Below are 12,649 nucleotides of genomic sequence, written 5' to 3'. Positions count from 1 at the left end.
AAATGATTAAATTACATTCTCAGGAATAAAATCAAAGATGAGTGAGGCTCAATTACATTATGGTTGCCCTACTTCTACTTATAAATTCACAAGTCCTGCTGAGGACAATATTGAATTAGGGGTATTAGATAACATCCAGTGGAAGGGTCAATTGTTTCTAGTCAGTTATGGTATCCGTATCGGTATTCGGGTCAATGAGTCAACAGTTTTAAAAGAGCTTTCCAATTATCTACCTCCTGGGTGGGAGTCATCTACGTCGCCTATTGTAGATGAGTTGTATTCGCTGATTATGGCTAAAACTCTTGATAGCTGTGATACCCATGGTTATTATCAGCTTTATCGTAATCAAGAAAAACTAACTGAGACAACTGAGCTAAGGGAAGCTTTGGCTACTCTGGACTCTGATTTACGCTTGCAGATAGGTATAGCAGTTAAAGATAGATTGTTCGTTCATGCAGGGGTTGTTGGTTGGCAAGGAAAAGCTATTGTTATTCCTGGACGTAGTTTTAGTGGTAAAACAACTCTAGTCGCAGCTTTAGTGAAGGCAGGAGCTACTTATTATTCAGATGAATATGCTGTGTTGGATGCTAATGGACTGGTTCACCCCTATGCTCGACCTTTATCTATTAGGCAAGATGAGGGTCAGGGAGTTAAAAGATGTTCTGTGGAGGAATTAGGTGGAAAGGCAGGAATTGAGCCAATACCTATTGGTATGGTAGTCCATACTCAATATAGATCAGGAATTCAATGGAGTCCGACTTCTATTTCTGCTGGTCAAGGGGTATTAGCACTTTTGGATAATACTATTGTTGCTCGTCTTCGTCCTGAGTTTGCTTTACCTATTTTGTCTCGTGCTGTTGCTGATGCTTTATGTGTTGAAGGAAAGCGTGGTGAAGCGGATGAGATAGCTATAGCTTTGTTGAATTAATTACATAATAAGGAGAAATAAAAAAAATGATACCTGTAGCAAGAAGTGAAAAACTGTTAATTCAATCAGTTGGGAATGAAGTAATTGTTTATGACCAAGTAAATAATAGTTCTCATTGTTTGAATCCTATGGCGGCTAGAGTTTGGGAGCTTTGTGATGGTCAGCATTCAGTTAAAGATATTGCTCAATTACTAGAAAAAGAATTGGATGTTTCACAGACTGAAGATGTGGATATGAGGGGATTAGTTTGGCTGACTTTGGAAGAGTTGGAACGTTATCAACTGATTAAAGAGTATCTGAAGCAACCAACAGGAATAGCAAGTCTTTCTAGACGGAAGGTCGTTAAGACAGGTGTGTTAGTTGGTGGGTTTGCTGTTGGTTCGATGCTTCCTGTTGTTAAGTCGATTGTTGCACCAGCACCTGCGATGGCCGTTTCTGTTGCGGTTGGCGCACAAAGAGGAGAAGCTTGCAATGTTGATTTGGCAGATCCTGGTTGTGCAGAGGGATTAGATTGTTCTTTAGGTAATACACCAAATCCTGGAGTAGATGGTAGTAATGGTGTTTGCGGGTAAATTAATTGACTAAAGCGGGGGCTACAAGTCAAATGTAGCGGTGTTTAGGTTTATTTAAGTACACTTGGCGTTGTTTTTTTAAGAGATTAAGACTTAGAAATACACTTAACCAGCGTCAGTTCGATAAAAACGTAAATTGTTAGGCTTTCTACGAAAGAATAAGACTTTTAGCCTCCGCCGAATCCACGTGAACCAGTTTATACACTGCTATAAAAAGCTTTATCTTAAAGCTTTGAGTAATTTAACCTGAGTAAAGATTAGAGCATTCTTGGGAAGAACCAAGTAAAAATAAAGCAATAAAAATAAAAATGATACCTGTAGCAAGAAGCGAAAAACTACTAATTCAATCAGTTGGTAACGAAGTAATTGTTTATGATGAAGTCAATAATAGTTCCCATTGTTTAAATCCTATGGCAGCTAGAGTTTGGGAGCTTTGTGATGGTCAGCATTCAGTTAAAGATATTGCTCAATTGTTAGAAAAAGAATTGGATGTTTCACAGACTGAAGATGTGGATATGAGAGGATTAGTTTGGCTGACTTTGGAAGAGTTGGAGCGTTATCAACTGATTAAGGAGTATCTAAAGCAACCAACAGGAATAGCAAGTTTTTCAAGACGGAAGGTCGTTAAGACAGGTGTGTTAGTTGGTGGGTTTGCTGTTGGTACTATGCTTCCTGTTGTTAAGTCAATTGTTGCACCAGCACCTGCGATGGCATTATCACAAGAATGTCTAACAGAAGGGCAAAGATGTGATCGACCGAATTCACATCGGAGTTGTTGTGATGGTCTAGAATGTGATATATCTTCACCTAATAACAAAGAAAGAAGATGTGTCAAAAATTGTGAGAGTAGCTCGTGTGAAATTCAATTTGGCAGTAATCCAATGTTTTTTACCATTATAAAAGATTGTCCTCAGGGTTGTGTTTGTACAGCTACCCCATTGGCTGGACAAACCGTTACTGGAACCTGTCGCTAGCGGTGAAAAGCTGTTAATTTAATCAGACGATGGAAAGTCACTATTCCAAATTCCTAGACCTGAATTCTTACTCATAAAGGCAATACTTTAAGGTTTCATCTCTTGATTTACTAACACCTATTTAACTGGAGTAGCGATAATTCATACTTTCAATATATGAGGATAATATATTATGAAAAATTTATTTTTATTCATTATTGGTATAGTCTTTTTGATTACAGGAGTAATTAAATCAATTAACTCAGAAGAATTTATCTTACAAAATTACAGATACAATTTATTCTCATCAAACATTATTCCACAAATAGCGATCGCCTTTATCGGTATAGAATCTGCATTAGGATTAGGTTTAATTCTCAATATATTTCCTCAAGTTTTAATACCTAGTTCGATTGTCTTACTAATCGCTTTATCAATATTAACTATTTGGTCAACTTCTACAGGAAAAACAGAAGATTGTGGTTGCTATGGAGGAATAGTCATTGTTACTCCCCTGCAAAGTATTTTACTCAACATAGTTTATCTAACATTACTAACAATTGCTTGGTTAAATCCTATTCCCAATCACCAAACTCAAACTTGGCAATGGATATTAACCTTGATAGTAATGTTGATAACTGGCATAATGGCTTGGAAATCTCAAGAGAAACCATTAATAGATTTTTCTCGCCTGAAAATCGGTAATCATTGGAAACGCCGTTGGTTAAAAAACAGTCCTCATGATTTACAAAAAGGTTCTCATTTTGTAGTCTTCTTAAGTCGAGATTGCCCTTACTGTAAACGTTGGATTCCTTTTTTGAATATGATGAATACTCAAAAAGATTTACCACAAGTATTAGGAATAATGTCTGCTAAAAATGAAGATTTAGACGAATTCAAGGAAGAACAAATGGTTCGTTTTCCTTTAGTCACAATGGATAAACTATTATTTGGCTATATGGTAGATGCTTATCCTACTGCTGTATCAATTGAAGATGGAATTATCACAGAAAAATGGATTGGTGAAATACCAGAAGAATATTTAGACAGAATAAAACAAATTTACGAAAAAGCAATCTTCAAAAGCAAAACACAAATAAGCTCTTGAAACGCGGCGTTGGTAATTTGAGGTATGATACCATGTCCGGATAAGATCCCGATAGAACTCCGTTCTGTTTACACTCCCCGAAAAACTTTATCTTTCTACTCGGGGTTTCTTCTTCTTTCTTTCCTCCTGACTCCTGACTTCCCCTCCTGGGAGGGGGAGGGGCGAGGGGTAGGTTGACTCCTAAAGAATTAAGATTCATATCATACACGCGCTTTAGCAACGCTTGAAACGCAAGTCAATAATCATATATGAAAACTTTGTGACTACCTTAACGCCAGTCCTTAATCAGTCTTCAATGAAAAATAATCGTCCTGAAAACGAGTTATTACTTTGCTGTGCTAGAACCTACCTAGATGCAAAAAATTCTGAGAAGCTTAAAAACTTACTCCAAAAAGATATTGATTGGGAGTACTTGATCGAGATAGCAAATCTAGAGGGGGTAATGCCACTCCTTTACTGGAACCTCAACACAATTTGCCCAGAGTCAGTTCCCCAAGCAACTTTAAGCAAACTCAAAGATAATTTTTATGCTACCACTAGCTACAATCTTACCCTAACTAGCGAACTTCTTAAGTTACTTGAACTATTTGAGACTAATGACATACCAGCTATCCCTTTTAAAGGAGCTGTTTTAGCTGCTTCAGTCTATGGTAATCTCGGATTTCGACAATGGGGTGATTTAGATATATTGATTCACAAGCAGGATATTTTGAAAGCTAAAGCATTACTTCTTGCTGAAGGATATGAAACACCAACTCAAACCCTTGCCAAAGAATCAAAATTACTAAAGTTTCATTACAACTACAAATTTTACAAATTTAATGATGAAAAAAATATTTTCCTAGAACTGCACTGGAAAATTGCTACAAAGCATATCAATGTAGGTGGTGGCATGATTCCTTTTGACATTGATATTGAACCTTTTTGGCAGCGACTAGAATTAGTGGAATTGTCTGGCAAAAAAGTACTTCACTTTCCCCCAGAGGATTTAATGGTCATTCTCTGTATACATGGATCTAAGGATCGTTGGAGACAGCTAAAATGGCTATGTGATTTGGCTCAACTTATCTATGTTTATCCAGAAATGGATTGGGAAATGGTCATCGAAACTTCAAAGAATCTCGGCATTAAGAAATTTCTATTCCTTGCTCTTTTACTAATAAATGAACTTTGGGGAGTATCTTTTCCAGAAGCAATTGGGCAAAAAATCCAGAAAGCTGATCCAGTTGTTAAATTACTTGTTTCTCAAGTAAGCAAACGTTTTTTATTTACCCCAGGTACCCCAACTACAAAATTAGAGCACTTTCTTTTTCGCTTTTTGAGCAGTGCTCCCCATTCTATTCTACACTTTTTCCTTTTATATACAAGAAGCTTCAGGCGAAGAATCCGAAAAGCTCGTAATATCATTTACTTTTCTGTTGTCCCTAGTGCAAAAGATCAAGAATTTCTGCCATTACCAAAATCACTATCTTTTCTATACTATTTTGTGCGTCCAATCAGAATTATTGCTCAGAAAGATGAATTTTCAAAGTTAAAAAAGTTTATACAAAGAATGGTAGTGGTAAACAAGTAATGATTTTTCTAGTCTACCTTCTGACAATTAGAGGGATGTAGCAACTCATATCCTTACCTGTTTAGGACTAGCAAACTTAAAATTATTATTTAAGTAATATTAATTACTAAATAACTGAATGTGTAGTTAAATTTACTTAGATTTTCCTGTGATAAAATTGATCTTATATCTTTATTTTCCGGATAAGTCTATTAAAACAACGGACTAATAGAAATAAAAAATCAACAGAACAGTTTGCAATGAACATACCTAAACTTTTAACAACCTTAGTAGCAACTACTACTATCTTATTTGCAGCAACAGAAAACGCCCAAGCTATTACTTTTTCTGGAACATCATCTGGATCTTGGGGTTTACCCGTTGTATCTACTGGTGTGGAATTTCTCTCAGATGAAAACGGTGGGACAAATAACAGATTAACTTGGGGAATTGCTGCCACTACATCGTTCAGAAATTATGTTCAGTATGATGGCTTAAGTTTCAGCACGGATGTAAATACTTTATTTGCTGTTGGTGATTTAACCTATGGTAATGGCGCTACTTACTATGGTTTTAATGGAGACTTTCCTCTAGAGGTTGAACTGTCTTTTACTAATCCTTTCAACAACGCAGAAAACTTCAACTACACCTTCAATATTTTCAATACTCCTAATATTTATAACGACCCAGTTTTAGATGGAGATATACTTCTTTTTACTGCTGATGGTCTGACAAATGATTCTTTTAACTTTGCTGGAGTAGATTACACCTTGAAATTAGCAGGTTTTTCTAGTGACGGTGGTAATACTTTTCTCAGTGAGTTTAATTCCCCAGAAGATTCAGTAGCAAATGCAATATTATATGCTGAGATTATCAAGGTTGATGTTCCCGAACCCACAACAATAATTGCTCTGGGTTTATTTGGTATTTTCTTAACAGGTTCATTAAATATCTCTAGAAAAGAGGGAGTAGGGTTCAATAATTAATAATTAATAATTAATAATTAATAATTACCTCTCCTTTAAAACGGATAGGATTGACTAATCACGAAAATTTTTCTTTATTATCCCCTTAAAAGGGCTGTGCTTTATAAACATCTTTCTTAACATAAAACTTGACAAAATAGAAAAGTTATGTATTTGCCATTCAATGCAGATTTCAGGAGAGTAAACCTATTTAATTAGAGTCTTTTCTCCCCCATCTCCCCATCTCCCCATCTCCCTATCAGAAAAGGGTTTTAGGAGTTCCTTATCAGGGATAGTTAAAAGGGGGAGGCTTTAAACCACAATTTTTCGGTAAGTATTATTGCAGTGGAGTGGCACACCTAAAACTGTGCAATAGATTTTTATTTCTAGGTGTCTCTATCTCCCCACCTCCCCATCTCCCCATCTTAAATCTATTATCGCTTCACCAACTTCTTACTTACCTTCCGCAACCGAACTGACTCAGGAGTAATCTCCACCAACTCATCTGGTCCGATATATTCCAACGCTCGCTCCAAACTCATATCTACAGGCGTTTGCAACTGCACCAATTCATCTCCAGTAGCAGAACGATGGTTAGTCAACTGCTTAGTTTTACACACATTCAAATCCAAATCTTGAGGACGGTTATGCTCTCCTACAATCATACCCTTATAAACCTTTGTACCAGGAGTAATAAAAAATACTCCACGGTCTTCAGCATTTTTCAACGCATAAAAAGTTGCCACACCTTCCTCAAATACAATAATCACTCCATTGCGTCGCGCTTCAATTTCACCAATAAACGGACGATAATCTAAGAAACTGTGGTTCATAATACCTTCCCCGCGAGTCAAACGCATAAACTCACCCCGAAAACCAATCAAACCACGAGCAGGAACAGAAAAATCTAATTGAGTACGACCATTTGTACCCACCTGCATATTCTGCATTTCACCTTTGCGCTGACCTATTCTTTCAATACAACCACCAACAGCATCTTCAGGAACATCCATTACTAAAAGTTCAAATGGTTCGCATGGTTGACCATTGACTTCCCGGTAAATAACTTGAGGTTGGGAAACTTGAAACTCATAACCCTCTCGACGCATAGTTTCAATCAAAATACCTAAGTGCAGTTCCCCACGACCAGAAACAGAAAATTTCTCTGGAGAGTCAGTTTCCTCCACTCGCAATGCAACATTAGTTTCTAACTCTCGCATCAAGCGATCGCGCACTTGTCGAGAAGTTACAAATTTTCCTTCCTTACCAGCAAATGGAGAGTCATTTACAGAGAAAGTCATTTGGAGAGTAGGTTCATCTACTTTAATTAAAGGTAGTGCTTGAGGTTCGTTGGGACAAGTAATAGTTTCACCAATATTAGCATCATTAAATCCGGCAACTGCTACAAGATTACCAGCACCAGCTTCTTCAATGTCAATACGTGCCAGACCTTCAAACCCCATTAGTTTGGAAATTTTTGATTTGACAACAGTCCCATCTTCCTTGACAATAGCTGCTTGTTGCCCAGACCTAATCACACCATTGTGAATCCTACCTACAACTATTCTGCCCAAATATTCTGAATAGTCGAGAGTTGTTACCTGTAACTGTAGAGGTTTTTCAGGGTCTCCCACTGGTGGTGGGACATGATCTAAAATAGCATCGAAGAGACACTGCATATCTGTTGACTCTACATCCAGTTCTTTTTTGGCGTAACCTGCCAAACCAGAGGCAAACAAATATGGAAAGTCACATTGGTCATCATCTGCTCCCAGTTCTATAAATAGGTCTAGAACTTTATCCACAGCAGCGTGGGGGTCAGCTCGGGGACGGTCAATTTTGTTGACGATAACTATAGGCCGTAATCCTTTTTCCAGAGCTTTTTTAAGGACGAAGCGAGTTTGAGGCATTGGGCCTTCATTAGCATCAACAATTAGTAAACAGCCATCAACCATACCGAGGACTCGTTCTACTTCTCCTCCAAAGTCAGCGTGACCGGGGGTATCAACAATATTTATCAGAGTATCCTTGTATCTTACGGCAGTATTTTTGGAAAGAATTGTAATCCCACGTTCCCTTTCCAAGTCGTTAGAGTCCATTACACAATCAGGAACCTCTTCCCCTTCGCGGAAGATACCGGATTGTTTGAGGAGTGAGTCAACTAGGGTTGTTTTGCCGTGGTCAACGTGGGCGATGATGGCTACGTTGCGAATAGGAAGAGACATAAGAAGTTTTTATTACAACTATTAGTGTTAAGTTTATTTAACTATTGTACCTGATAGTTTCAAGTCAAAAGTCAAAAGTCAAAAGTAAGCATTAGTGAATGTCGTATAATTGCCGGGGTCAATATTTTTTGCTTGTTCCCTATTTCCTAATTCCCTAGTAAGAATTAGTAAATATGGTATAATTACTAGGGCGTGTCATAAATTAGCTCTAGATGCCATGCTATGACTGAATTTCATGCCGTGAGTGCCTCGGCAGTCACAACCGCTCAAAACCTCTCCGTGACAGGGGCCTGGGATTTAAATGATGACACGCCCTAGCATAAATATTTTTTGCTTGTTCCCAATTCTAAATTCTAAATTCTAAATTCTAAATTCTAAATTCTAAATTCTAAATTCTAAATTCCCTCTATGGCTTTACCACCATCATTAGAACGTATTGTTAAAAAATTCCAACGGGCATCTTCTAATAAGTTGCGCTATGAACAACTGCTTTGGTACGCCAAAAAATTACCTGATTTTCCAGAAGCTGAAAAGATACCAGAAAACAAAGTTTATGGTTGTCAATCTCAGGTATATATTACTGCGAATTTAAATGATGGTAAAGTTTGGTATCAAGGCGATTCTGATGCTCAGTTAGTGAAGGGATTAGTAGCTTTATTAATTGAAGGAATTAATGGATTAACTCCTGAAGAAATTGAGCAAATAACTCCAGATTTTATTCAAGAAACAGGTTTAGCAGTAAGTTTGACTCCTTCCCGTGCTAATGGTTTTTATAATATTTTTCAAATGATGAAAAGTCAAGCTAATGTATATTCAAAATAACCTAGTTAAAGATTATCTAATAGACATCTCCAGAAAAGAGGGAATAGGGAATAGGGAATAGGGAATAGGGAATAGTAATTGATAATTTATGGATAAGAATAGATTTTATTTTTAATTTTTGGAGAGGTCTAATATATATAATTGAAAACACAAATAATTGACTTTTTTCTGAAAATATAGTATTTATGCTCTCCGTTCCCACAATATATTAACTGAGAATGAAACAAACCTGCACTTTGTATGGGATGCTATTGGTGGGAGAGTAATCCCCATTGACCGAAAAAATGGGTCTCAAGCCTTACCCTTTTAGGACGACTTTTCTATGAATTTTTTAGCATTTTCAATTTCTGTTTCTGGTATAGAGTCTATCCATTCTTCAACAATTTGAGTTAAACTTTTGTCCTCCAAAGATGTTTGACATCCTCCCCGGCCTAAAGGCACGGGGATTCCTACCGAGCCGTAGCTCCTCGGCGAGTTGACGTCTCATTGACTGCTGCTACCTTGGCGCTAGTCTTACGCTTGTCTCCACGTCCGTTTTTTGTCTCGGACTGCCCGCCCGCGACTAATATATTTATTGCTGCATTTTCATCACGGTCGTGCTTTGCACCACAATTCAAACATTCCCACTCCCTAACTGAAAGGTCTAACTTTCCACCTTTAAATCCACAACATGAACAAGTTTGAGATGTTGGCTCCCAACGACTTATTACTCTAAAATCACGACCGTATTTTTCTGCTTTTCCCTCTAAGAGTGTTCTAAATTGTCTCCAGCCTAAATCTGATATTGCTCTGGATAATTTACGGTTCTTAATCATACCAGAAACGTTTAAATCTTCTAAAACAACTGTTTGGTTTTCACGAATTATTTTAGTAGATAATTTATGCAGAAAATCTGTTCTTGTATCTTTCAGTTTGGCATGGAATTTAGCTACTCTAGCTCGTGCTTTTTCATACCTTTTAGACCCCTTAGTTTTGCGAGATAATGACTTACTTAACTTTCTTGATTTCTTAATTCGTTTTTTCAGTGGCTTAGGAGCATCAACCTTTGTACCGTCACTAAATGTAGCAAAGGTTTTGATACCTAAATCTATACCTACTGAATTATCAGTTTGAGGTAAGGTTTCTGGTTGTATTTCTACTACAAAACTTAAGAAATATCTATTAGCTGAATCTTTAATTACTGTTACTGATGATGGAGCAGCAGGTAACTCTCTAGACCAAACTATTTTCAGCTTTCCAATCTTAGCCAAATAAACTTTATGTTGACCAACTTTAAATCCTCCCTTTGTAAACCTAGCAGTCTGCCTTGATTTCCTTCTTTTGAATTGCGGAGGTTTTATAGGTTTGCCTTTTCTCTGGCCTCTGGTTGACTTAAAAAAGTTTTGATAAGCCTGGTTCAAATCATTTAAAGATTGCTGTAATGGTATGTTAGAAACCTCTGACAACCACTCTCTGTATTCAGTCTTTTTAGCAGATGTGATAAACTGTTTTTGTAGCTGTGAGTTAACAGGTTTCTTCTCTCCTATTTTGTACTTTTCTTGACAGCAAGCTAGACTATCATTCCAAACCACACGGACACAGCCAAATAGCTTGGCGCTCTCGGTATTTTTGTCCCCGTGTTGGATATATACGGTACTTAAATCTAGATTTCATAACCTGAGGAAAGAAATTAACAATATGATAACATATTTTTTATAGACAAAAATCAACCAAAAAGTCGCCCTAGAAGGGCGAGGCTTGAAACCCAATTTTTCGGTCAACCCGCCCTGAATCTTTTAAACAAATAAACAACTTAGTTTGTTTGATTGATGGCCGGGGATGATCTTAACCAGACAATATACACTATAAATAATAAATTGAGTCTTTTTTTAAAAAAACCTAGACAATTCTATTTTAACAAGTTTAGAATAAGGTAGTTTAATTAATTCTCTAAATTAGTTTTCAAAAAAACTTATACTGTAGATGATTGCTGGAGGAAACATAAAAGATATGGATATGGAAGCCCTGAGAGAACGTGCGGGGCTTACCCGTGCAGAAGTAGCAGATCGACTAGGAATAAGCGAAACCAGTGTTCGTAACTGGGAAACGGGGCGTACAGAACCAACAATGACTCCCCAAAAGTACCTAGAAATTCTGGATATTTTAAAATGTACTCCAGAAGAATTAGCAGTAGCTAGTGACAAGTCCATTAGTCAACGCCACAAGCGCAAACCAGGTAGACCAAGAAAAATGATCGACAATAATAATGGAGCAAGTGAGGTAAAAAGTGCAGAATCAGCAACTGGCCATTAATGAAATTGGTGATTGAAAAATCAGCAAGTGATAGAAAAAATGAAAATTTTGGCCTTGAGTAAAGTATGAAAACATGAGAATATATAAACAAAACCTTCATCAGACCTAAATATGATGAAGCAGGAATAAAAGATCAGAAAATGTCACATTGTGATAATTTGTATCAATTTTTTGATGATGTCCTAAAAAGAGTAAGCCTGATGGAACCGTATCAAAGGTGACAAAAACTCAATCAACAAAACTCTAATTATTGATGATTTCAGTGAAAGTGCAGGAGTGAAAATTTTGAATAAGCTCGGTCTATTTAAGAAAAAATCTCCAAATGAACCGAAATTGCCAGTAGATGACATTCCTGAAGCCGTAAGAGATGAATACGAAAGTTCAAAACAGCAACCTATTCAGCCTCAGAAAAAATGGCAGATTTGGAAATTATTAGGTATAGGGGCGATCGCTCTGATAATTAGTATTGGTTTGCACTTCCAACTTCATCAAACTCAAGACAAAGCTTTTGTCAGCCAAATCAAACAAAATTTAGGCATAAAATTAGTTGAACCATCTCCAACTCCTACAGTAGTAACCCCCTCACCATCTCCGACTCCTTCTATCCAGCAGAAAGAAAATATTCTTGGACATTTGCCATATCAAGAAGCAACTTGGCAGGAGCTAACACCAGTTTTTGGCAATCAAAATATCAGACTCCGCTCCAATGCAGCAGAAAGATTTAATGCTATGACAGATGCAGCTTGGGCCACAAATATTAATTTAGTTCCTATTTCCGGGTTTAGAACTTTGGCAGATCAAGAGTATTTGTTTTTTGAGCTAAAGGCAAAGCGAGGACAGGCAACATATCAACGAGCCGAAGTTAGTGCTCCTCCCGGTTATAGTGAACATCATACAGGCTATGCTATTGACATTGGAGATGCTAGAGTACCAGATAGTTATCTCAAAGTTAGTTTTGAAAATACAAAAGCTTTCCAATGGTTGCAAGAAAATGCAGGTAATTATGGTTTTGAGTTATCGTTTCCGAGAGATAATCCTCAAGGCATTAGTTATGAACCCTGGCATTGGCGCTTTGTAGGTGATAGTCATAGTTCAGAAACTTTTGAACAAGCTAGGTCACTTGAAGAAGATCGACAAACTGAGAATCAGGATTTAAGTAATCTTGAGAATTAAGTAATATCAAAACTTCCTGTCAGAACGCTGTTTAAAAAACTTGTAAAGTTAAACTCAAG

The 12,649-nt window shown here is 37.0% G+C and carries 12 protein-coding genes; 9 read left to right on the top strand and 3 right to left on the bottom strand.

The genetic code is table 11. From position 1 onward, the window contains the following. Positions 1-37 precede the first annotated feature (37 nt). From F6K23_RS28760 to F6K23_RS28735, 6 genes are all read left to right on the top strand, one after another. On the top strand, positions 38-928 hold the full coding sequence (locus tag F6K23_RS28760; protein WP_293162117.1) for a hypothetical protein: 891 nt from the start codon (positions 38-40) through the stop codon (positions 926-928). Between the two features lie 26 nt (positions 929-954). Next, positions 955-1,500 (top strand): PqqD family protein, encoded by a 546-nt coding sequence (locus tag F6K23_RS28755; RefSeq protein ID WP_293162116.1) that lies wholly within the window; start codon positions 955-957, stop codon positions 1,498-1,500. 308 nt (positions 1,501-1,808) lie between these two features. Next, positions 1,809-2,474: a PqqD family protein gene (locus tag F6K23_RS28750; RefSeq protein WP_293162115.1), complete on the top strand. Its 666-nt coding sequence runs from the start codon at positions 1,809-1,811 to the stop codon at positions 2,472-2,474. A 172-nt stretch (positions 2,475-2,646) separates the two neighbouring features. Further along, positions 2,647-3,561, top strand: coding sequence for a peroxiredoxin (locus F6K23_RS28745; protein WP_293162114.1), 915 nt, complete (start codon positions 2,647-2,649; stop codon positions 3,559-3,561). A gap of 259 nt (positions 3,562-3,820) precedes the next feature. After that, on the top strand, positions 3,821-5,134 hold the full coding sequence (locus F6K23_RS28740; RefSeq protein WP_293162113.1) for a nucleotidyltransferase family protein: 1,314 nt from the start codon (positions 3,821-3,823) through the stop codon (positions 5,132-5,134). Between the two features lie 239 nt (positions 5,135-5,373). Next, positions 5,374-6,099 (top strand): choice-of-anchor K domain-containing protein, encoded by a 726-nt coding sequence (locus F6K23_RS28735; RefSeq protein WP_293162112.1) that lies wholly within the window; start codon positions 5,374-5,376, stop codon positions 6,097-6,099. Positions 6,100-6,512: 413 nt separating this feature from the next. Here the strand turns inward: F6K23_RS28735 and typA are convergent, their stop codons facing one another. Next, positions 6,513-8,303, bottom strand: a complete 1,791-nt coding sequence (gene typA, locus F6K23_RS28730) for a translational GTPase TypA (protein WP_293162111.1) — start codon at positions 8,301-8,303, stop codon at positions 6,513-6,515. 408 nt (positions 8,304-8,711) lie between these two features. Between typA and F6K23_RS28725 the strand changes: the two genes are divergently transcribed. Beyond that, positions 8,712-9,125 (top strand): SufE family protein, encoded by a 414-nt coding sequence (locus F6K23_RS28725; RefSeq protein WP_124144247.1) that lies wholly within the window; start codon positions 8,712-8,714, stop codon positions 9,123-9,125. Between the two features lie 306 nt (positions 9,126-9,431). On the opposite strand, the gene F6K23_RS28720 is transcribed toward F6K23_RS28725, so the two are convergent. Both F6K23_RS28720 and F6K23_RS28715 read right to left on the bottom strand, forming a co-directional pair. After that, positions 9,432-9,566, bottom strand: a complete 135-nt coding sequence (locus F6K23_RS28720; RefSeq protein ID WP_293162110.1) for a hypothetical protein — start codon at positions 9,564-9,566, stop codon at positions 9,432-9,434. Positions 9,567-9,574: 8 nt separating this feature from the next. After that, positions 9,575-10,696 carry an RNA-guided endonuclease InsQ/TnpB family protein gene (locus F6K23_RS28715; protein ID WP_367267850.1) on the bottom strand — a complete coding sequence of 374 codons (1,122 nt, stop codon included), beginning with the start codon at positions 10,694-10,696 and terminating at the stop codon, positions 9,575-9,577. A 418-nt stretch (positions 10,697-11,114) separates the two neighbouring features. On the opposite strand from F6K23_RS28715, the gene F6K23_RS28710 reads away from it, so the two are divergent. Then, positions 11,115-11,417 (top strand): DNA-binding transcriptional regulator, encoded by a 303-nt coding sequence (locus F6K23_RS28710; RefSeq protein WP_124144248.1) that lies wholly within the window; start codon positions 11,115-11,117, stop codon positions 11,415-11,417. Positions 11,418-11,693: 276 nt separating this feature from the next. Next, the gene (locus F6K23_RS28705; protein WP_293162108.1) at positions 11,694-12,590 is read left to right on the top strand and encodes a D-alanyl-D-alanine carboxypeptidase family protein; all 897 of its coding nucleotides are present in this window, start codon (positions 11,694-11,696) and stop codon (positions 12,588-12,590) included. Positions 12,591-12,649 lie beyond the last annotated feature (59 nt).

This window comes from Okeania sp. SIO2C9, from assembly GCF_010672455.1.
In the GTDB taxonomy this organism is placed as follows: Bacteria; Cyanobacteriota; Cyanobacteriia; order Cyanobacteriales; family Microcoleaceae; genus Okeania.
This window is presented reverse-complemented; position numbering and strand designations above follow the sequence as displayed.

Excerpts from the sequence above, each read along its gene's own strand:
- F6K23_RS28760 (WP_293162117.1), top strand. The coding sequence starts at position 38 with ATGAGTGAGGCTCAATTACATTATGGTTGCCCTACTTCTACTTATAAA.
- F6K23_RS28755 (WP_293162116.1), top strand. The coding sequence starts at position 955 with ATGATACCTGTAGCAAGAAGTGAAAAACTGTTAATTCAATCAGTTGGG.
- typA (WP_293162111.1), bottom strand. The coding sequence starts at position 8,303 with ATGTCTCTTCCTATTCGCAACGTAGCCATCATCGCCCACGTTGACCAC.
- F6K23_RS28745 (WP_293162114.1), top strand. The coding sequence starts at position 2,647 with ATGAAAAATTTATTTTTATTCATTATTGGTATAGTCTTTTTGATTACA.
- F6K23_RS28735 (WP_293162112.1), top strand. The coding sequence starts at position 5,374 with ATGAACATACCTAAACTTTTAACAACCTTAGTAGCAACTACTACTATC.
- F6K23_RS28710 (WP_124144248.1), top strand. The coding sequence starts at position 11,115 with ATGGATATGGAAGCCCTGAGAGAACGTGCGGGGCTTACCCGTGCAGAA.
- F6K23_RS28750 (WP_293162115.1), top strand. The coding sequence starts at position 1,809 with ATGATACCTGTAGCAAGAAGCGAAAAACTACTAATTCAATCAGTTGGT.
- F6K23_RS28725 (WP_124144247.1), top strand. The coding sequence starts at position 8,712 with ATGGCTTTACCACCATCATTAGAACGTATTGTTAAAAAATTCCAACGG.